General features: G+C 70.2%; 18 protein-coding genes and 1 pseudogene. 14 read left to right on the plus strand and 5 right to left on the minus strand.

Going from position 1 to position 20,403, the window contains the following annotated elements:
- Positions 1–85: 85 nt before the first annotated feature.
- Positions 86–1,534 carry an aspartate ammonia-lyase gene (gene aspA / locus J7E87_RS22255; RefSeq protein WP_215096246.1) on the minus strand — a complete coding sequence of 483 codons (1,449 nt, stop codon included), beginning with the start codon at positions 1,532–1,534 and terminating at the stop codon, positions 86–88.
- A gap of 125 nt (positions 1,535–1,659) precedes the next feature.
- The gene (locus J7E87_RS22260; protein WP_215096247.1) at positions 1,660–2,679 is read right to left on the minus strand and encodes an asparaginase; all 1,020 of its coding nucleotides are present in this window, start codon (positions 2,677–2,679) and stop codon (positions 1,660–1,662) included.
- A gap of 206 nt (positions 2,680–2,885) precedes the next feature.
- Here J7E87_RS22260 and J7E87_RS22265 point away from each other — a divergent pair, with 206 nt between their 5' ends.
- A complete protein-coding gene (locus J7E87_RS22265) occupies positions 2,886–3,341 on the plus strand; it encodes an Lrp/AsnC family transcriptional regulator (protein WP_215096248.1) in 456 nt (151 codons plus the stop codon).
- 54 nt (positions 3,342–3,395) lie between these two features.
- Here the strand turns inward: J7E87_RS22265 and J7E87_RS22270 are convergent, their stop codons facing one another.
- Positions 3,396–4,568, minus strand: coding sequence for an acyltransferase (locus J7E87_RS22270; RefSeq protein ID WP_215096249.1), 1,173 nt, complete (start codon positions 4,566–4,568; stop codon positions 3,396–3,398).
- Positions 4,569–4,966: 398 nt separating this feature from the next.
- Here J7E87_RS22270 and J7E87_RS22275 point away from each other — a divergent pair, with 398 nt between their 5' ends.
- The gene (locus J7E87_RS22275) at positions 4,967–5,365 is read left to right on the plus strand and encodes an SgcJ/EcaC family oxidoreductase (protein ID WP_215096250.1); all 399 of its coding nucleotides are present in this window, start codon (positions 4,967–4,969) and stop codon (positions 5,363–5,365) included.
- Here J7E87_RS22275 and J7E87_RS22280 read toward each other — a convergent pair.
- Positions 5,345–5,975, minus strand: a pseudogene (locus J7E87_RS22280) (GNAT family N-acetyltransferase). The gene J7E87_RS22275 and the pseudogene J7E87_RS22280 overlap by 21 nt on opposite strands.
- Positions 5,976–6,001: 26 nt before the next feature.
- On the minus strand, positions 6,002–7,507 hold the full coding sequence (locus J7E87_RS22285) for an alpha/beta hydrolase (protein ID WP_215096251.1): 1,506 nt from the start codon (positions 7,505–7,507) through the stop codon (positions 6,002–6,004).
- 146 nt (positions 7,508–7,653) lie between these two features.
- Here J7E87_RS22285 and J7E87_RS22290 point away from each other — a divergent pair, with 146 nt between their 5' ends.
- From J7E87_RS22290 to J7E87_RS22345, 12 genes are all read left to right on the plus strand, one after another.
- A complete protein-coding gene (locus J7E87_RS22290; RefSeq protein WP_215096252.1) occupies positions 7,654–8,910 on the plus strand; it encodes an ATP-grasp domain-containing protein in 1,257 nt (418 codons plus the stop codon).
- Complete coding sequence (locus J7E87_RS22295) at positions 8,907–9,758, plus strand: Rossmann-like domain-containing protein (protein WP_215096253.1); 852 nt, start codon at positions 8,907–8,909, stop codon at positions 9,756–9,758. The genes J7E87_RS22290 and J7E87_RS22295 overlap by 4 nt, the downstream gene beginning before the upstream one ends.
- A complete protein-coding gene (locus J7E87_RS22300; RefSeq protein WP_215096254.1) occupies positions 9,755–10,846 on the plus strand; it encodes a PLP-dependent cysteine synthase family protein in 1,092 nt (363 codons plus the stop codon). The genes J7E87_RS22295 and J7E87_RS22300 overlap by 4 nt, the downstream gene beginning before the upstream one ends.
- Positions 10,843–11,898, plus strand: a complete 1,056-nt coding sequence (locus J7E87_RS22305; protein ID WP_215096255.1) for a dipeptide epimerase — start codon at positions 10,843–10,845, stop codon at positions 11,896–11,898. Before J7E87_RS22300 ends, J7E87_RS22305 begins: the two co-directional genes overlap by 4 nt.
- Positions 11,895–13,154, plus strand: a complete 1,260-nt coding sequence (locus J7E87_RS22310; protein ID WP_215096256.1) for an MFS transporter — start codon at positions 11,895–11,897, stop codon at positions 13,152–13,154. The genes J7E87_RS22305 and J7E87_RS22310 overlap by 4 nt, the downstream gene beginning before the upstream one ends.
- A 10-nt stretch (positions 13,155–13,164) precedes the next feature.
- Positions 13,165–13,953 (plus strand): class I SAM-dependent methyltransferase, encoded by a 789-nt coding sequence (locus J7E87_RS22315; protein WP_215096257.1) that lies wholly within the window; start codon positions 13,165–13,167, stop codon positions 13,951–13,953.
- 52 nt (positions 13,954–14,005) lie between these two features.
- Positions 14,006–15,607 (plus strand): ABC transporter substrate-binding protein, encoded by a 1,602-nt coding sequence (locus tag J7E87_RS22320; RefSeq protein WP_215096258.1) that lies wholly within the window; start codon positions 14,006–14,008, stop codon positions 15,605–15,607.
- A complete protein-coding gene (locus J7E87_RS22325) occupies positions 15,604–16,557 on the plus strand; it encodes an ABC transporter permease (protein ID WP_215096259.1) in 954 nt (317 codons plus the stop codon). The genes J7E87_RS22320 and J7E87_RS22325 overlap by 4 nt, the downstream gene beginning before the upstream one ends.
- Entirely contained in the window at positions 16,554–17,387 is an 834-nt protein-coding gene (locus J7E87_RS22330; RefSeq protein WP_215096260.1) for an ABC transporter permease, read from the plus strand. The genes J7E87_RS22325 and J7E87_RS22330 overlap by 4 nt, the downstream gene beginning before the upstream one ends.
- On the plus strand, positions 17,371–18,921 hold the full coding sequence (locus J7E87_RS22335; RefSeq protein ID WP_215096261.1) for an ABC transporter ATP-binding protein: 1,551 nt from the start codon (positions 17,371–17,373) through the stop codon (positions 18,919–18,921). Before J7E87_RS22330 ends, J7E87_RS22335 begins: the two co-directional genes overlap by 17 nt.
- 393 nt (positions 18,922–19,314) lie before the next feature.
- Positions 19,315–19,899, plus strand: coding sequence for a hypothetical protein (locus J7E87_RS22340; RefSeq protein ID WP_215096262.1), 585 nt, complete (start codon positions 19,315–19,317; stop codon positions 19,897–19,899).
- A gap of 130 nt (positions 19,900–20,029) precedes the next feature.
- The gene (locus J7E87_RS22345) at positions 20,030–20,356 is read left to right on the plus strand and encodes a hypothetical protein (protein WP_215096263.1); all 327 of its coding nucleotides are present in this window, start codon (positions 20,030–20,032) and stop codon (positions 20,354–20,356) included.
- Positions 20,357–20,403: the final 47 nt, after the last annotated feature.

The following is a 20,403-nucleotide window of genomic DNA, read 5'->3' on the forward strand; positions in this document are numbered from 1 at the left end:
CCGTGAGACCGCGAAGACGCAGCTGTTCAGCGACTCGGCCTGCGCCAAGGGCGTCGAGACCGTGCCGGAGGGCGTTTTCGAACCGTCAGCCGTCGAGCGCACCCACCGTGGCGGCTTGGAGGTGCGGACGGGCGAGAGTGTTCGGGCGCAGGATGAGCTGAAGCTCCTCCTGGGTCAGCAGGCCCTTGTCGAGGACGAGTTCAGGGACGCTCCTGCCGGTCCTGAGGGCTTCCTGGGCGACGGCGGTGGCCTGCTCGTAGCCGATGTGCGGGTTCAGCGCGGTCGCCAGGCCGATGGAGTGGGCGACGAGGTGCGCGAGGTGCTCCCGGTTGGCGGTGATGCCGGTGACACAGCGTTCGGCGAGGGTCAGACACCCGGACCTCAGGTGGGTGAGGCTTTTCAGCAGGCTGTGGGCGATGACCGGTTCGAAGGCGTTCAGCTGGAGCTGGCCCGCCTCGGCTGCCATGGTCACCGTTATGTCGTTGCCTATGACCTCGAACGCGATCTGGTTGACCACCTCGGGGACCACGGGGTTCACCTTGCCGGGCATGATGCTGGAACCGGCCTGCACCGGCGGCAGGTTGATCTCGGCGAGGCCGGCGCGCGGTCCGCAGGAGAGCAGTCGCAGGTCGTTGCAGGTCTTGGAGAGTTTGACGGCGATGCGCTTCAGCACTCCCGACAGTTGGACGAACGCGCCGGCGTCCTGGGTGGCTTCGACGAGGTCGAAGGCGACCGACAGTGGAAGTCCGGTGATGGTGCGCAGATGCCGGGAGGCCAGCGCCGCGTACTGGGGGTGGGCGTTGAGTCCGGTGCCGATGGCGGTGCCGCCGAGGTTGATCTCGCGGATCAACTCGCATGCCTCGGTGAGGCGCTTGTGGTCCTCCTCCAGCATGACGGCGTACGTGGCGAACTCCTGGCCCAGGGTCATGGGCACCGCGTCCTGCAGCTGGGTACGGCCCATCTTCAGGGCGTCCGCGAACTCCTCCGCCTTCGCGGCGAAGGCGGAGCGGAGCACCTCCATGGCGTCCAGCAGACGCTGGGCGGTGAAGTCGAGGGCGATCTTGACGGCGGTCGGGTAGACGTCGTTGGTGCTCTGTCCCGCGTTGACGTCCTCGAGCGGATGCAGGTGCGCGTACTCGCCCTTGTGGTGACCGAGGAGCTCCAGGGCGCGGTTGGCGACGACCTCGTTGGCGTTCATGTTCGTCGAGGTGCCCGCGCCGCCCTGGATCACGTCGACCACGAACTCGCCGTGGAGCTTTCCGGCGCGGATCTCCTCGCAGGCGCTCACGATCGCGGCCGCCTTACGGCTGTCCAGCAGGCCGAGGTCCCGGTTGGCGAGGGCCGCTGCCTGCTTGACGCAGGCGAGGGCCGTGACGAGGTCGGGGTAGGCCGAGATGGCGGTGCCGGTGATGGGGAAGTTCTCCACCGCCCGCAGGGTGTGGATGCCGTAGTAGGCGTCGGCGGGGATGTCCCGGTCACCGAGCAGATCGTGCTCGGCGCGGACCTCGGGGTGGACGTTGTCGTGCGTGGCCATGGAGGTGCGGACTCTCCTGTCGGGGACATGCGCGGAGGGTGGGACGAGACGGCCCTATGGGGTGAGCCTGCGGGCAGGCGACGCCGGGTTTCCCGGGGCGGGTACGGAGAGCTACCGGCCGGCGTCTATGACTGGACGAGTTCGGCGGGCCCGGCGCCGGCGGAGACGGCCTCGCCGAGCGCGTGGCGCAGTACCCGTTCCCGCTCACCCGGATCGGTGGCGGCGAGCAGTGCGGTGAGCACGGCGATCCGGGCCTGGCCGGCCCGTAGCGTGCCGGTCGGCACGGCGCCGGCGGCCACGAGGTCGACCGCGCCGCCGCGGGTGTAGATCTCGGTGACCGGTCCGGCCTGGACGCGGGTGGTCAGGGCGACAAGCACGCCGCGGGAGGTGGCGGAGGCGACGGCCTCGACCATCTCGGGGGTGGCGTTGCCGGCGCCGGTGGCCACCAGGACGATTCCCTTGGCCCCCGCGTGCACGGCCGCTTCCAGCAACAGCGGGTCGGCGTCGGAGTGGTGCATGACCATGTCGACGCGGGGCAGGGCGTCAGGCATGCGGGGCGGGGCCAGCGCGGCCGGGCGCTGAGGGTGGCGCAGTACGGAGATGCGGCCGAAGCCGATGTTTCCTATGCGGGCGCCGGAGGGGTCGGCGAAGGCATCGGCGGCGAGTGTCTGTGTCTTGACGGTGCCGCGGGCGGAGTGCACCTTGCCGTCGAAGGCGACCAGTACGCCGAGACCGCGCGTCGTCGCGGCGGTCAGCAGCGCGTCGTGGAGGTTGCCGGGTCCGTCGCCGTCGGCCGCGTCGAGCGGAAGCTGGGCGCCGGTGAATACGACCGGTCGCGGGTCGTCGTGGTGGAGGTCGACCAGGAACGCCGACTCCTCCAGGGTGTCGGTGCCGTGGGTGACGACGATGCCCTGCACGTCGGGGTCGGCGAGGACCTCGTGCACTGTGCGGAGCAGGGTGAGCTGGTGGGCGGTGGTCAGACGCGGGCTGTTCACGCTGAACAGATCGACGACCTCGACGGTGACGCCTTCGGGTACCGCGGCGGTCGCCATGACCTCGCGGCCATGCGCGTCGGCGGCGAACCCCGAACCTTGCCAGCGGCTGGCTATCGTCCCGCCGGTACTGATGACGACGATCCGTCCCACAGTGCCCACTCCTCGTTCGCGCCGCAGGTGAGGCGGCGAAGCCGACGGGGCACGCTGCCCGGCCTCGCTCGTGGCCCCGGCCGGGCTGCGCCCCATGGCTGACCCGGGGGTACCGGAGCAGCGGACGCAATTATAGGAGCATTGTCCCGCAATGCGATCGCCAATTCCGGCCCTTCTCTCGCCACAAGGGGGTGGATAATTGCGCCATGGACGAGATCGACCGAGATATTTTGCGTGAACTGCAGAACGATGGGCGGCTGAGTAATCAGGAACTGGCGCAGCGGGTGGGTCTGACCCCCTCGCCGTGCATGCGCCGTGTCCGGCAACTGGAGCAGGACGGGGTGATTCAGGGGTATCGCGCGGTGATCGACCCGGAGGCGGTCGGCCGGAGCTTCGAGGTCCTCGTCTCCATCGAGGTGAAGCGCGACCGTGCGGTCGTCGAGACCTTCGAGGCCGGCCTTCAGGACATCCCCGACGTCATCGAGGCGTACCGGCTCTTCGGCAGTCCGGGATGCCTGCTGCGTATCGCCGTCGCGGATCTGCGGGCGTACGAGCGGCTGTGGATCGAGAAGCTGACCGCGCTGTCCGGCGTCACCGAGGTCAACTCGCAGATCATCATGAAGCGGATCAAGGAGCCTCGCGGCCTGCCGGTGGACGGCTGACGCCTCGCGCTCCGGCCCCGGCCGGACGTACGCCTGGTCCGCAGGCCCGCGTAGTCAGCGTGTCCGTGCCAGCCCGGCTCCGGGTCGCGGCCCGGGAACGTGGCTGTCACCTGGGGGAACACGTGGACCGGCGCGGCGGAGCAAGCGCTCGAGCGGGTGCTCCACCCAGTGATAGGCGCATGCGGACAGGGCCAGACTGACCACGATCACCACCAGCCATACCTGGGCCGTGTCGAGTACCCCCTCCGGGCGCCCGAGCTTCCCCAGCCATACCCGGATGACGACCTCGTGGATGAGGTACCAGGCAAACGACCAGTGACCCAGCCGCACGGTCCACGCTCCGCCGAGACCTGTCCTCCGCCCGTCCTGGTCGGCGCGCGCGGCCGCTGCCACCAGCAGCGCGAAGACGGGCGCGGAGAGCAGTTGCGACGCCTGGTACGGGCTGTACCAGAGGGCGTCGGGAACGGCCTGTGACCAGGGCACCAGCACGAGGTGCCAGGCGATGGTCAGCACCACGGCGGCCCACAGACCGATGGGCGGCCGCCAGCCGCGGGCCACCGCGAGTCCGGTCACGAGGCCGAGCAGGAACTGCAGGGTGCGGGTCAACGGCAGATAGTCGAGTGCCCAGACCCGAAGGCTCGGGTCGGCGATCAGGGATCCGCTCAGCCACACCAGGACTGTGCCCACACAGACCATGCCCCAGATCCAGCGACGGCCGCGGCCCGAACGCACGGCAGGGAGGGCCATCAGCAGGGGAAAGACCAGGTAGAACCATGCCTCGTCGCTCAGTGACCATGCGGCGGGATTTCCGCCCTTCAGCACGACGTTGTCCGGTATCCAGGCATGGACGAGGAGCAGCGACGCGACGACGGCCTTGGCCGACACCGCCTTGCTCAGCGCGACCCACGCTCCGACGGACAGCACGGTCGTGGTCGCGAGGAGTGGCCAGATACGGGCGAAGCGCCGCCAGAGAAAGACCCTCGCGGGTACCTGCTTGCCGTCGTACGTCCAAGCGAGGACGAATCCGGACAGTACGAAGAAGAAGGTCACTCCGCTGCGGCCGTACCAGGCAGCCTCGCTGACCCCGGGTATCTGGCCCACCTGCCGGGACAGGTGGTACAGCACCACCAGGAGAGCCGCCCAGAACCGCAGCCCGGTCAGGGAGGCCAGCCTGTCTCTGCCGGACAGGTCGGCGGCGGGCCGGCGGGGGCGGGTTCCGTGTCGCATCCGGTGATTATCGGCCGGCGATCAGGGCCCACCACCTACCGGGGCGAGCCATTGGGCTCCAGCAAGCCCACAGCCTCCCGGCGGGCCGGGCCGCTCATTCGCTTCGCGCCGTTCCGGCGGTGAGCATGATCCGGCCCGCGGGTCGCCGGTCCGTGGAATACCTCGGAATACCTCGCACACGTTGCTCGAGGCGACCACCGAAAGGAGGGACAGCGAGGCCGGACTGGGCGAGCTCTCGACCGGAGCGGCGCCCGCTCAGCGCGGCCGCCTCCCCTGGGGTGGAATGGAACAGGGCCTGGTCGGCGCAGACCGATGAGTCACGGTCGTCGAGGTGGTCCTCACTTCGTACGCACTCGCACAAGGATCGCCGAAGGGCGGCATCTTGAAGGGACGCAGCCGTGGATGATGACGAGACGCAGGTCCGGGCGCTTATCGAGCGCTGGGCGAAGGCTGTGCACGCCGGGGATTTGGACGGTGTCCTCGTTGATCACGCCGACGACATCGTGATGTTCGATGTGCCGCCACCAAAAGACGGAGTACGGGGCATCGACCTCTACCGCGAGACGTGGCCGCCGTTCTTCGAATGGCAGCGGCAGGGCGCCTCGTTCGAGATCGTCTCGATCGACGTCACGGCGGGCGACGATGTCGCCTTCGCGCACGCATTGCTGCGCTGCGGAACGCAGGAGGAGCTGCAGGAAGACCCCGAAAACCGGCTGCGCCTGACGGTCGGACTGCGCAAGGAGGACGGACGCTGGGTCGTCGCGCACGAACATCATTCATTCCCGACCATGGTCTGACGAGGCAGCCCTGTCCGCCTTGGAGCGGCGTTGCGACGCCGAGGCTGCGGCCATCAATGAGGCACCCGGGATCTCGAAGTGCACCGTGCCGACACCGGGACCGTGCTCGCCGGTCGTCGAAGACCTCTTTGGCCATGCTCCGCCAGAAGCCTTCGGCGCCCTCCACATGGATGTTGGTGTGCAGATAGATGCAGTTGTAGCCGGGGGTCTCGGCGGCGAAGTCGCATGCCATGCGCACCAGGGTCCGCGCCAGACCGTGCCGCCGGTGCTCGGCCTTGACGTAGACACGGACGAGCTGCGCCGTCGTACCCGACGGGTAGCGATCGGCGAGCCGGCGCGGATGCGGCGGATGGAGCGGGCCCCCCGATCGCACGCCGGTCGTGGCGATCACCTCGCCGTCGTGCACGGCCACCAGCAGCAGATGCCGGGGGTCGTCCAGGTAGGTGCCCACGATGTCGACGACGTCGCGGTGCCACTCGGGGACGTAGCCGTAGCCGAATTCCCGGTAGAAGGTGTCGAGCATCAGGCGGCGGGCTCCCTCCGCGTCAGTCATAGTTGCGGGGCGCAGGGTGTACGAGGGGTGCGGGGCTTTGTGCAGGGTGTCGGTCATTGGCGTAACTCCTTTTCGCTGAGCGCTCATTCGTGGGGGGCTCGAGGTGTCGGCAGGCCGGGGCCGGAGCAGTGCGCATCCCTCGCCGGGACGGCCCCGTCGACCAGATACGCGGCGGCGGCGTTGTCCACGCACGCGTTGCCCCGGCTGGCGAACACGCCGTGGGAGTAGTCGTCGTGGAGCGTGACCAGGCGCGAGCCGGGCAGCCGCTTGAGAAGCTTCCGGGCTCCCTCGATGGGTGTGACGGGATCGTGTTCGGAGGCGATCAGCAGCGCCGGGGGAGCTTCGCGGCTGCCGAGCCGGGTGCCGTGTGCGGGTGCGTGGTGCCAGTAGGCGCAGGCCGAGGCTTCGATTCCGGTGACGACCGGCTGTGGGTCGAGTCGCCTCAGGCGACTGAAGTCGGCGATGACTTGATCCTGCGTGGGGCCGTGTCCGTCCGCGCACTTCACGACGCGGTTCGCGGACTCGTAGGTGCGTGACGCGGCTGCGTCGAAGGGATCCGCGGGGCGCAGGAGTTCGGTGCTGCCGTCCTGCAGGTACGCGTGGATGCCTGCGGCGAGGCCCTCCCAGCGTTCGGTGCGGCCGAGCGCCCGGTACACGGCGCGGTCGAACTCGGCCGGACCGAAGCCGTTCACACGGTGGCCGGCGAGTCCTTGGCGTGCCCGCCGATAGACGTTCCGGACCTGGCCGGCGCTGCCGCCGAGGCCGAAACGCTCTTCGTGCCGGGCGGCCCAGGCGAAGAACACCTCACGCTGGCGCAGCAAAGCCCGGCTCTGGCGCAGGTCGAAGTCGTACCACTCCCAGGGGCCGACGACACTGTCGAGCACCATGCGGCCGACGCGCCGCGGGAACAGGGCGGCATAGGCGGCTCCCAGGTAGCTGCCGTACGAGACGCCGAGGAAGCCGATCCGCTGTTCGCCCAGTGCGGAGCGTACGGCGTCCATGTCCCGCGCGGTCTGAGTGGTCGACAGATGCGCCAAGGCGTCACCGACGCCCGCGGCACAGTCGTCCGCCATGCGCCTGACCGAGTCGAGGTATGCCCTTTCGGCGATGTGGCCGGACGGCACGGGATCGGGTCCGGGGCTGTCGAAGAGACCGCCCATCGAGCCGCAGTCCGCCGGCGAGCTCCGTCCCGTGCCGCGCGGGTCGAAGCCGATGACGTCGTACGAGCGACGCACGCTCGCGGGCAGCTTGGCCCGTTTGGTGACGGCGTAGGCCAGTCCCGGCCCGCCGGGCCCCCCGGGGTTCACCAACAGGATGCCGCGCCGCTCCTCGGGCGGTCCCGAGGCGCGTACGCGTGAGACGGCGATGCGGATGTGCTCGCCGTCCGGGTGTTCCCACTCGAGCGGGACGCTCAGCCCTCCGCACTCCACCCGCGCGGGAGCGGCCGGGACCGGCATGGACTGCTCGCAGGCGCCGAAACGCAGCGATGGAGCCGGGGTGGTGGCGTTGACGGGGGCGGCCGGTATCAGGGCGGCGGTGGTGGCCACGAGGGCGCACACCGCGCCCCGGTGGCGTACAGCGGGAGTCACGTGTCTCGCATTCAGAGAATCGACGGGGGCTCAGATGACAATGAAAACGATTATCGATAACGTGTGGCCTGCGTCAAGCCGACATCCCCGGACGGGGTGCCGCCGACGCGTCATGAGTCCAACCCGTGTTCTGAGAAGAGGAAACCGTGGCCCACCTGCTGATGGTCGAGAGCTGGGTCGGATCGATGAGCAGACTTCTGCCACGAGCGATCCGTGAGGGCGGGCACGAGTTCACCTTCCTCACCCGTGACCTGCACCACTACCTGCGCGGAGCTCCTGAGGGCACCGCACACCCCCTGCTCGCCGCAAGCAACGTGCTGACCGCGGACACCAACGAAATCGAGGCGTTGCTGCCGCTCGTCGAGCGCGCCCACGGGGCGCTGGAGTTCGACGGGGTGATCACCTCCTGCGACTACTACCTCCCGACCGCCGCACGGATCGCCGGCCGACTGGGGCTGCCGGGCCCCGCCGCCGGGGCCGTCGAGAACGCCTGCCGTAAGGACGCGACCCGCCGCGTTCTGGCCGATGCCAAAGTGCCGGGGCCGCGCTACGCGGTCTGCGCGGACTGGGCCGAGGCCGCCGATGCGGCGCGGGAGATCGGCTACCCGCTCGTCCTCAAGCCCGTGGACCTGTGCGGCGGGATGTTCGTACGACGCGTCGACGACGAATCGGAGCTGGCCCGCGCGCACAGGGCGCTCGCTGACTTCCCCGTCAACGCGCGAGGGCAGCGCCGCGAGCCCGTAGTCCTGCTCGAAGAGCTGCTTTCGGGGCCGGAAGTCAGCGTCGAGACCGTGTCGTTCGCCGGTGCGGCGCAGGTGGTCGGGGTGACCGACAAGAGCGTCGGCGGGGCGCCGGCGTTCATCGAGACGGGCCACATGTTCCCCGCGGCGCTCGCCGCCGCTGACGCCGAGGCAGCTGCTGAGACGGCACTTCAGGCGCTGAAGGCCCTGGGGCTGGACGCGGTCGTGGCGCACACCGAGATCAAACTGACGCCCGACGGGCCACGCCTGGTCGAGGTCAACCCCCGCCCAGCCGGTAACCGCATCACCGAACTCGTCCGGCACGTGACGGGGATCGACCTCGCCGCCGCCTGCGTCGACGTGGCCCTGGGCCGCGAACCGGACCTGCGCCGACGGGCAACCGGCCTGCGCAGCGCCGCCATCGGGTTTCTGGTGCCGGACACCGGGGGAGTGCTGGACTCCTTCGACGGTGCCGACGACGTGCGCACGGCAGCGGGCCTGCTGGAGATCCAGCTCTCCGAGCCCGGGAAGGAAGTCAGGGCGGCGGGCAGTAACAACGACTACCTGGGCCACGTCATGGCCGGCGACGCGGACGGTCTCGGGGCCCGCGATCGGGTCGAGGCGCTGCTCTCGGCGCTCTGCCCGAAGGTGGTCGGCCGATGACGGTCATCACCGACTCGGATATCACCGCGGCCTCGTACGACGAACTTGTCGAGCGTGTGCTCGGCGGTGGGTTCGGACCCGACCCGGGGACTCAGCGGATCGCCGTGGCGTTCACCACGCGCCAGGCCGTACGGCATGCCGGGCGCAGCGGCGGCTACCGCAACGAAGTGCTGAGCCTTCGTCTGGCACAAGCCGTGGGCTCCTGCGCGGTCGAGCCCGGCGGGCTTCCCGACAGTGCGGTCGACGACTGCGTCGGCGCGGACATCGCCCGGCTGCTGGAGCACGAACTGCTGCCGGTCCGGGTGGCCGCACTGGACGCCTACCTGATGCACGTCCTTCCCCATAGTCCCGTGGCAGGCGCACGGCCCTGTCAACTGCCGGCAGGGAGCTCACTGGAGAAGTCCCGGGCCAGGGCCGAGGCCGTCGTCGATCTGCTCGATGCCACGCCGGGACGCACCGTGCTCGTCGTGGGCGTGGTCAACTCCCTGCTGGAGGCGCTGCGGGCGCGTGGCCTGGCGTACCTGCCCTGCGACCTCAAGGGCGGCACCACGGAATGGGGCGAGCCGGTACGGACCGACGCGCTCTCCGAACTCGAGCGCTGCGACGCGGTCCTCGCCTCGGGCATGACGCTCGGCAACGGCAGCTTCGAGTCGCTGCGGGAGCACGCGCTGCGCCACGCCAAACCGCTGGTGATGTTCGCCCAGACCGGCAGCGCGGTGCTGCCGCGCCTCATCGGCGCAGGAGTCACCGCGGTCTGCGCGGAGCCGTATCCCTTCTTCTGGCTCGACGGCGGTCCCGGCACCATCCACCGTTACGGCGGCAGTGAGCGCTCCGGAGCCGCCCTGTGACCACGGCCCTCCTCAGCCCCGCGGGCAACCGCGAACTGCTCGCTCTGCTCGGCCGTACCCCGCTCGCCCGCATCAGCGTCGACCTGCCCTGCCCGCAGCCCGGCTTCTGGGCCAAGCTGGAAGGTCTGGGCGTCGGCGGCATGAAGGCGCGAGCGGCCGTCTCCATGCTGCTCGGTGCCAAGGAGCGCGGCGAACTGCGACCCGGCGCCCCGGTGGTGGAGTCCACCTCCGGAACGCTCGGCATCGGGCTGGCCTTCGCCGGTCAGGCCCTGGGGCATCCGATCGTGCTGGTCGGCGACGCGGAACTGGAGCCCTCGATGCGCCAGTTGCTGCGCGCATACGGCGCCAGGCTGGAGCTGGTCGACCGCCCGGCGGCCGAGGGCGGATGGCAGGCCGCCCGGCTGGCCCGGTTGCGCGAACTGCTGTCGACACTGCCGGACGCGTACTGGCCCGACCAGTACAACAACCCCGACAACATTGCCGGTTACGCCTCCCTTGCTGCCGAGCTCGCCGCTCAGTTGGATCACGTCGACGTGCTGGTGTGCAGCGTCGGCACCGGCGGCCACAGCGCCGGAGTGGTCGGACCGCTGCGGCGGCACTGGCCCGGGCTCCGGTTGATCGGCGTGGACGCCACCGGCTCGACGATCTTCGGCCAGCCCGCCAGGCCCCGCCTGATGCGCGGCCTGGGCAGCAGTATCCATCCACGCAACGTCGCCTACGGCGCCTTCGACGAGGTCCATTGGGTCGGCCCGGCCGAGGCCGCGGACGCCTGCCGAAGGCTCGCTGCCGGCAACTTCGTCAGCGGCGGCTGGAGCACCGGAGCGGTGGCGCTTGTGGCGGCCTGGGCCGCTCGCGTCCACCCGGGAGCCGTCGTCGCCACCGTCTTCCCCGATGGGCCGCATCGCTATCTCGGCACCGTCTACGACGACGACTTCGCCGCCGCCCACGGGCTCGACCGGGCCACCGCGGCCACACGCCCCGTCGAGATCCCGCATCCGCGGGCCGTGGAGGCCACCGGCTGGGCCCGGTGCCGCGCCGTCACCGACCCGCTGGGCAGCCGAACCCCACATCCGGAAGAGGACTCGTGAAAGTCAGTCAGCGCACTGTGCGTCTCCAGCTCACCGAGCCGCTGCGCATATCCCGCTCGACGATGGCGGCCCGCGACGCGGTCCGGCTGTCCGTCGAGCACCAGGGCGGCAGTGGCCACGGAGAAGTCGTCGCGAGCGTGTACTACGGTCTCGACGCAGGCACCATCGCGCGGCTGCTGAATGAAGTGGCCCTGGATCTGGCCCGGTTCGCGGATCCCGAGACCGCCCTGGGGGCCCTGCGCACCGGTGCGCTGCCGGCCAACGGCACTGCCCCCGCCGTGACCGCGGCGGTCGAGTCGGCGCTCCTCGATCTCGTCGGCAAGCGCGCCGGCGTCCCGGTCCACCAGCTCCTCGGCACACCCGACGCGCCCTCGGCGGCGACCGCCCGCACCATCGGTATCACCTCGCCGGGGCGGGCCGCAGTCCAGGCCGCCCGCCTCGTACGGGACGGTTTCGCGGTCCTCAAGATCAAGGCCGGTGCCCCGGACCCCGAGGACGACCTGAAGCGCGTACGGGCCGTGCGGGCCGCGGCTCCCCACGCTCGGCTGCTCCTGGACCCCAATGGAGCCTGGACCGTTGCCACGGCGCAGAGGCTGCTGCCCCGCCTCGCGGAAGAGGGAATCGAGGCCGTCGAGCAGCCGATCGCTCCCGGCGACCCCGAGGCGCTGGCGAAGCTCGCCGAACGCTCGCCGCTGCCGGTCATCGCGGATGAGGACGCGGTCGGTTACGAGGACGCCCGCCGTCTCGCCGGGCGGGTGCAGGGCATCAACGTCAAGCTCGCCAAGTGCGGCGGCGTCACCACGGCCCTGCGGATCGCCGAACTGGTCGCCGGCAGCGGCACCGAGCTGATGCTCGGCTGTCTGACCGCCAGCACGCTCGGCATCGCCCCCGCCGTACATCTCGCCGATCGCGCCCGGTGGATCGACCTCGACGGACACCTGCTGCTCGCCCGCGACCCGTGGACCGGCATCGGCGGCGCCGACGGCACCGTACGGACAAGCCCGCGCCCGGGTCTCGGCGTGCACCCGCGCACCAAGGGGGAGCGCGGGTGAAGACATGGCACGAGATACGCCGCTTCCCCCTCGCGATACGGCTCCTCCTGATCAACCAACTCGGCGTCAACACCGGCTTCTACCTGCTCATCCCGTACCTCGCCGTGCACCTGAGCGACGACCTCGGGCTGTCGGCCGCTGTCGTCGGCATCGTGCTCGGCGTACGCAACCTCAGCCAGCAGGGCCTGTTCCTCATCGGCGGATCGGCATCGGACCGGCTGGGTGCGCGCGGAGTCATCATCGCCGGATGCGCACTGCGCACCGTCGGCTTCGGGCTCTTCGCACTCGGCGACGGACTGACCGTGCTGCTGGCCGCCTCCGCGCTCAGTGGACTGGCCGGGGCGCTGTTCAACCCTGCCGTACGCGCGTATCTCACCCTGGAGGCAGGGGAGCGCAAGGCGGAGGCGTTCGCCCTGTTCAACGTCTTCGCGACCACTGGCGCCCTGATAGGGCCGCTGCTCGGCAGCGCCCTGCTGTTGGTCGACTTCCGTGCCTCCGCGCTCACCGCGGCCGGGATCTTCGCGGTGCTCACCGTCGCCCAGGCCGCTGTGCTTCCGGCACGCGAGGTCACGCCGTCCGCGAACAGCGTCCTCGGGGACTGGCGAGAGGTGCTCGGCAACCGCCGCTTCGTGGCCTTCGCCATTGCCATGGTCGGCATGTTCACCATGGAGAACCAGCTGTATCTGCTGCTGCCGGACGGCGCGCGCCGGGCCACCGGCTGGGACGGCGCAGCCGGCATCGTCTTCCTCGTCGGCACCCTCACCAACCTCTGGCTGCAACTGCGCATCACGCGGGCGCTGAAGATTCGGGGCACCCGGGCGAGATGGATCACAGCGGGTCTCACGCTGATGGGGCTGGCCTTCATACCGCCGATGACGGTGGCGGGAGCGGGGGCAGCGCACGGCGGCGCCGGCGACGCGGTGCTCGGCGCGCTGCCTGTCCTGGCCGGGGCGCTGCTTCTCTACCTGGGCGTCATGATCGCCCAGCCCTTCGTGATGGAGCTGATACCCCGCTTCGGCCGCCCGGAGCTCACCGGCACCTACTTCGGGCTGTTCTACGTCGTCTCGGGCATCGCCGCGGCCGTGGGCAACACGGTCGTCGGCTGGGCCATGGACGCCGGTGAGCACGAGGGCGCGCACTGGCTGCCCTGGGCATGCTGCCTGGCCTTCGGACTCGCCTCCGCCACCGGCGTCGCCTGGCTGCACCGCCGGCGAGTGCTTCCCGCCCAAGCGGCGCCCGTACCGGTGCCGGTGTGAGGAGACCGAGATGACAAACGCGAACCTGCTGACCGACAACCCGGTCCTGTACGAGGCCCGTTTCCCCGACGAGGCGCGCCTGGCGGGGCGCTGGGCCGAGGACTGTCTGCGGCGGTACGGGGCCGGTCCGCGGGTCCTGGACATCGGATGCGGCACCGGCCGTGATGCCGCGTATCTGCATGGAGCCGGCCGTACGGTCGTGGGCTCGGACCTGTCCGAGGCGATGCTGGAGCACGCCCGCGTACACCACCCGGGTCCGGAGTACTTCCGGGCGGACCTGCGCGGATTCGACCTGGCAGACCGGTCCTTCGACGCCGTGGTGTGCCTGGACAGTGCCTTGCTGTACTGCCACACCAACGACGAACTCGACGGCTTCCTGTCCTCCTGCCGACGCTCCCTGGCACCCGGAGGGCTGCTCGTCGCGGAGATGCGCAACGGGGCCTTCTTCCTCGGTCGTACGGAGCTCCTGGACAGCCCGTCCGTCAACGGCTTCACCTGGCAGGGCATCACCTACCGGTCCACCACCACCCTGCACGTCGACCGTGCCGCGCAACTGCTGCGCCGTACCCGGGTGTGGACAGCCGACGACGGATCGCCGCCGGTCGAGCAGCGCTCCGCGTGGCGGCTGATCTTCCCCCAAGAGCTGCGCCATGTCCTCGCCGTCCACGGCTTCGAGGTACTCGCCCTGCACGACGGGCCGGGCCCGCGCACGGAGCCGCCGTGGCGGGAGGGCGACTCGCCGGCCGCTACGGCCGATGCCGACCGGCTCCATGTCGTCGCTCTGAGGCACCCCATCTGACCCCCGCAACACCCCCCACGCCCACAACCGCCCGCACAGCAAGGACACCCTCATGAACGACGTCCCCGACGTTTCCGTCAACAACTCCCGCTTCCCCGGCCTGCGCCGCCGGGGCTTCCTCGCCGCAGCCGGAGGCGCGGCCGGACTCGGCGCGCTCGCCCTGGCCGGCTGCGCCGGCTCCGGCACCGCCGCCGACCCCGCCAAGGGCGACGGCAAGCCCAAGCGCGGCGGACGGCTGCGCGCGGCCTTCGCCGGTGGCGGTGCGAGCGAGACCCTCGACCCGCACCTGGCCAACCTGTTCGCCGACGCCGCCCGTGCCAAGGCCCTCTTCGACAAGCTCGCCGACTACGGCCCCGACCTCTCCGCGCAGCCCCGGCTCGCCTCGGCATGGGAGCCGAACGCGGGCATGGACCGCTGGAAGGTCACCCTGCGCAAGGCCGCCTTCCACGACGGCAAGCCGGTGACCGCCCAGGACGTTCTCTACAGCTACCGCCGCATCGTCGACCCGGCGAAGGCGTTCCGGGCGAAGGCGTCGCTGGAACCCATCGACCTGAAGGCCAGCCGCGCTCTGGACGAGCGGACCATCGAGTTCGTCCTCAAGCGCCCTACCGCTGAATTCCCCAACGTGCTGGGTGCGTTCGGCGCGTACATCGTCCCCGAGGGACTCAAGGACTTCGACAAGAAGCCGATCGGCAGCGGCCCGTTCCGCTTTGTGTCCTTCGCCCCGGGCGAGTCCGCCGTGTTCAAGCGCAACGACGCCTACTGGGACGGCGCACCGTACCTCGACGAGCTGGAGTTCGTCGTCGCCAACGAGGAATCGGCGCGCGCCAACGCCCTGCTCGGCGGGCAGGTCGAGTACGCCCACGAACTCAATCCCGCCACCGCCCGCGCCTACGAGAACAAGGGGCAGATCCAGATCGTCCGGCTGCGGAACAGCGCCATGCAGGGCTTCGTCATGAAGACCGACCGGCCGCCGTTCGACGACAAGCGGGTCCGCGAGGCGTTCTTCCTGCTCGCTGACCGCAAGGAACTTCTCGACGGCGCCCTGTCCGGCGCCGGCGAGATCGGCAACGACCTGTTCGGCAAAGGCTACGAGTACTACGCCGGCAGCCTGCCGCAGCGCGAACAGGATCTCGACCGGGCCCGCAAGCTGCTCAAGGAGGCCGGCGCCGAGAAGCTCAAGGTCACCCTCGACACCTCGCCCGTCGCCGCCGGATTCACCGAGGCCGCGGCGATCTTCCGTGACCAGGCCGCCAAAGCCGGAGTGAGAATCGAGATCAGGACCGGCAGCAAGGACAGCTACTGGAAGGACATCCTCGACTCCGGGACCCTTGCCTCCTACCGCTCCGGCGCCATGCCCATCGAGTCCCACATCTCCCAGCGCCTGCTCACCGGTTCCACCACCAACGCAACCCACTGGCGGCACAAGGACTTCGACGCCCTGTACCAGCAGGCACAGTCCACCAAGGACAAGAAGGACCGCGCCGCCGTCTACGAGCGAATGCAGCGCCGCCTGCACGCCGAGGGCGGCTTCCTGATCTGGGGCTTCGCCGACTGGATCCTCGGCACCGCCCACAGTGTCCGGGGCGTCGAGCGGAAGGCACCCGCCAACTCCCTCGACTGGGCGCGCTTCGACAAGGTCTGGCTGGCGTGATCGGACCCCGGTCCTGGGTCGCCCGGCGGCTGCTGCTCGGCGTGGCGCAGACGGCAGCCGTCGTGCTGCTCGTCTTCTCTCTCACCGAGGCGCTGCCGGGCGACGCCGCCGTGGCGCTCGCCGGCGACCAGCCCGACCCCGAGCGGATCGCGGCCATCCGCGAGGCGATGCACCTCGACCGGCCGGCCTACGAACGGCTGGCGGACTGGGCTTCCGGCCTGCTGCACGGTGACTTCGGCACCTCCCTGGCCTCGGGGCGGCCCGTCAGCTCGTACATCGCGGACGGATTCGGGCCGACCGTGCTGCTCGCCGTGCTCACGATGGTGCTGCTGGTGCCGGCCGGGGTCGGCCTGGGTGTGCTGGCTGCCGGACATGAGGGGCGGTTCGTCGACCGGCTCGTCAGTTCGGTGACGCTCGGCGTCTACGCGGTCCCGGAGTTCGCCTTCGGTGTGCTGCTGGTCACCGTGTTCGCCTTGCGACTTGGCTGGCTGCCCCCGACCGCCGTCGGATACGGCACCGATCTGCTCGACCACCCCGCGGCGCTGGTCCTGCCCGTGCTCGTCCTGCTGTCGCGGCCGGTGTGCTCACTGGCGCGCCTGGTACGGGCAGGCATGATCGACGCGCTGGCTTCGCCGTACGTCGCCCAGGCCCGCCGCTACGGAATCTCCGGCTTCCGCATCCGTTACGCGCACGCGCTGCCCAACGCCATCGCGCCCTGCGCCCAGCAACTCGCCCGGACAGTCGACTGGTTGCTGTGCGGGGTCATCGTCGTGGAGGCGCTGTACGTGATTCCCGGGCTGGGAACGGTGCTGATCAATGCCGTCGCGGAAAGGGATGTTCCCGTGGTGCAGGGTCTCGCGGTCGTCTTCGGGCTGACCGCCGTCGTCCTTAATCTGGGCGCCGACCTGGTCGTCCACCGCCTCGCGCCCCGGGCGGGGGTGGCGGCATGAAAACGCTCGCAGGCATCCGGCCGGGACGCTTCACGATCGGCCTGGTGATCATTGCCGTACCGCTCACCCTCGCGCTGCTCGGGCCGCTCCTCGCGGGCGAACCCGGGCCACGAGCACCCTCCTTCACGCTCGGCGGCGGACACTGGCTCGGCACCGACTTCGTCGGCCGGGATGTGTGGCAACAGGTGCTGCTCGGTGGGCGGTCCGTGGTCCTCGTCGCCCTGGCCGCGACGACTCTGGCCTACCTGGTGGCCCTGCCGCTCGGACTCATCAGCGCGCTCACCCACCGGACATGGCTCGAAGAGCTGCTGATGCGGCCCCTGGACGTGCTGCTCGCCGTGCCGTCGCTGTTGTTGATCCTGCTGGTGGCCGCCGTCTTCTCGCCGGGGGCGGTGGGCCTGTCACTGCTGGTGGCCGTGGTCAACATCCCGGACGCCGCGCGGATGGTCCGCGCAGCCGCGGCCGAAGCGGCCTCACGCCCGGCCGTCGAAGCACTGCGCATGCAGGGAGAGACCTGGTGGCGCATGGCCGTCGGCTATGTCGGCAGGTCGATCGCGCGCACACTCGCCGCCGACGCGGGCGTACGGCTCACAGGCGTGCTCTACCTCGTGGCCACGGCGGCGTTCCTCGGCGTCGGAGTCGCGCCGGACGCCTCCGACTGGGCGGTGATGGTGGACCGCAACCGGACGGGGCTGTTCGTCCAGCCCTGGGCCGTGGTGGTACCCGCCCTGCTGATCGTCGCCCTGACCATGGGGAGCAACTTGCTCTTCGACGCCGCACTGGAAAAGCCTCACCGGAGAAAAGGAAACGGATGTGAACGCGGTCGCTGAGGTCAAGGACCTACGAGTCGAGATCGGCGGCCGGGCGATCGTGGACGGGGTCAGCTTTCAGGTCCGCCCCGGGAAGGTCACCGCGCTCGTCGGCACGTCCGGCAGCGGCAAGACGACCACGGGCCTCGCGCTGCTCGGCGAATACCCGGCGGGCGCCCGGGTCACCGGCGACGTACGGGTGTCCAACGGCCTCGTCGGATACGTACCCCAGCACCCCGGCGCCGTCCTCAACCCCGCACGCCGGGTCGGCGCACTCCTGCGGGACATCGCCCGCGACCAGGTGAGAAGGCTGCCCAGGCCCCAGCGCCGGGCCGCCGCCCGGACGCGCGTCCTGCACGCGCTCTCCGTCGCACAGCTCCCGGAGGGCGAGTTGCTGCTCCGGCGCTATCCGCACCAGCTCTCGGGTGGCCAGCAGCAGCGCGCCGTCCTGGCACAGGCACTGCTGCTCGGCGCGAGTGTGGTGGTCGCGGACGAACCGACCACGGGCCAGGACGCGCTGACCAAGCGGCGCATCGTCGATCAGCTGGCGGCAGTCGCCCGGCAGGGCATCGCCGTGGTTCTGCTGAGCCACGACCTGGATGTCGTCCGGGCCCTGGCCGACGAGGTTCTGGTCATGCGCGGCGGCCGAGTGGTGGAGGCAGCTCCCGCGGAGCAACTGTGGCTCGCACCCCAGCATCCCTGGACCGCCGAACTCCTGGCAGCGGAAGGGAAGATGGGCGACAGCCCTCCCGCCCGTGATGGACAGGCGGCACTCCAGGTAGAGGGCCTAACCGCCCGGCACCGCGACGGAGCCCGCAGCACCAAGGAGGCGGTACACATCCCCGAACTCACCGTTCGCTCGGGCGAGTGCCTGGCCGTCATCGGCCGCTCCGGCAGTGGCAAGACCACGTTCGCCCGCTGCCTGGCCGGACTCCACCGGGACTACGCAGGCGATGTCCTGCTCGACGGCGTCCCGCTCCCGCGCAGCCTGCGCGCTCGGACCCGGGAACAACTGGCCGCGGTCCAGTACGTCTTCCAGGACGCGAGGGCCGCGTTCGACGAACACCGACCGGTCCTGGACCAGGTGGCACGCACGGCGGTGCGGCTGCGAGGAGCGCACCCGCGGGAGGCTCTTGCCGAGGCCCTGCACACCTTGACCGGCCTCGGGCTCACGGAGGAACTGGCGCTGCGAGCACCCGGGCAGCTGTCCGGCGGCGAACTGCAGCGGACCGCGCTCGCTCGCGCCCTGCTCGCCCGGCCACGAGTGCTGGTCTGCGACGAGATCACCGCCGGGCTCGACACGGTCACCCGGCGCGCACTCCTCGACACGCTCGCCGGGCTGCTGCGCGACCGACCCGAACTGGCCCTGGTCCTGATCACGCACGACCTCGACGCCGCGGCGGCTGCCGCACGGATCGCCGTACTGGACGCAGGCGAACTGGTTGAGCAGGGCCCGGCACGCCATGTGCTGACCTCGCCCCGGCACCCGTTCACCGTTTCCCTGGTGGACACTTCGGTGCGCCTGGCGGCGGAGACGCGATCCAGGCGGTGGTAGGTGCCCACATGGAGCCCGTACCTGGGCCGGTAGGTACACCCCTAGAGGTGACGGCGTCGCGGCCGGTCAGCCAGGAACCGACCACACGGCAGACATCCTTGTCGTCCTTCGACCGAGTCTCTGACTCAGGTCGCCGGCCAATTCGACGTAGGGGCAGAGCTATGGGACCGGGGCCATAATCCCCGAGAATTCAAGGGAACTGAAGGCAGTCCAGCCCGAACTATGGGGCTGGTTGGTGTACTTCGGCACCGTGTGTTCGTGGGTGTGGGCGGAGGCGTTCACACTGGACGGCACATCCCCCGTCGGCAGGACAGCCAGTTCCCCATGTTCTGCAACAGCAACAAGTGTGGGTAGCATCCGCCTCCAACAGTTGTACAAGGAAGGTGAGCTGTCATGCCCGAGGGCAATCCCACTCTGCAGTCCCAATATGCCAAGCAGGTCGATGCCGATCTGGAGCGCAACACGAGGGAACAGGAGCACATCAGGTCCGAGGCTGCCGCCCTGCAGGCCCAGCTCGAGGAACTCCAGAAAGACCACGAGCTGCTGGAGACTTTGAGGGCGACCCTGGGCACTCCATCCGTGGAGAAGACCAAGGCTGCGGCCAAGACGGCGACGGTTCCCAAGGCTCGGCGCACAAAGACAAGCACCGACACCGACAAGCGGCCCAGGCCGGCAAAGGCGAAGACCGAAGCGAAGGCGAAGGCGAGCAAGACCGCGCCGCCACTGCGGGAACTCGTCGTCGCCGTCCTTGCCGGGCACCAGGAACCACGGTCGGTGGCCGAAGTCGCCCAAGAGCTGGCACAGGCACACCCCGAACGCACGTTGAGCGTGACAGTGGTTCGCAACGCCCTCGAAGCGTCAGTAGCCAAGAACCAAAGCGAGCGAACCAAGCAGCAGAAGTCTGTCTACTACAGCACCATCAAGAAGGAGTCTGCGGCGGAACAACCGGCTGCTGCGCGGAGCACTGTGGACGCGTAGTCGGCGGCTGACTTCGACCAGGAGGCTGGTGCGTAGGGAGCTCAGCACACGGGGTGTAGTCCGCGGGGACGGTGTACAGGTCGGGGCGCATGAGAGAAGGCGCGCGCTCGGACCAGTACGCTCCCAGCCCATGACAAGACCCACGCCGAACACGCATTCGTTACCGGACCGTCCGAATCTGCCGTGGGGCGCCTCCATCGCCTCGCTCGTCGTGTGCCTCTTCACCTGGGTCCTGAGTTGGGGAAAGGCGTACCTGATCAACGACGATCTGCCCAACTTCTGCAGCGACGTGCGCAGAGGGAGCTTTCCGCCGGAGGTGGCGTGCGTATCCGGGAATGGCACAGTCACCGGCGCGAACGCATGGTGGGTCGATCCTCTGTTCTTCACCTCGGGCGTGCTGTCAGTTGTGTTTGCGGTCTTGGCGCTCATGGTCGCGTCGGCCGGCCGGAAGCGGTGAGACGGCCCGCTGGTGCGGCTCTCGGCAAAAGTTCGCGCCCCGGTGCC

This window comes from Streptomyces sp. ISL-1 (assembly GCF_018614585.1).
Lineage (GTDB): Bacteria > Actinomycetota > Actinomycetes > Streptomycetales > Streptomycetaceae > Streptomyces > Streptomyces maoxianensis.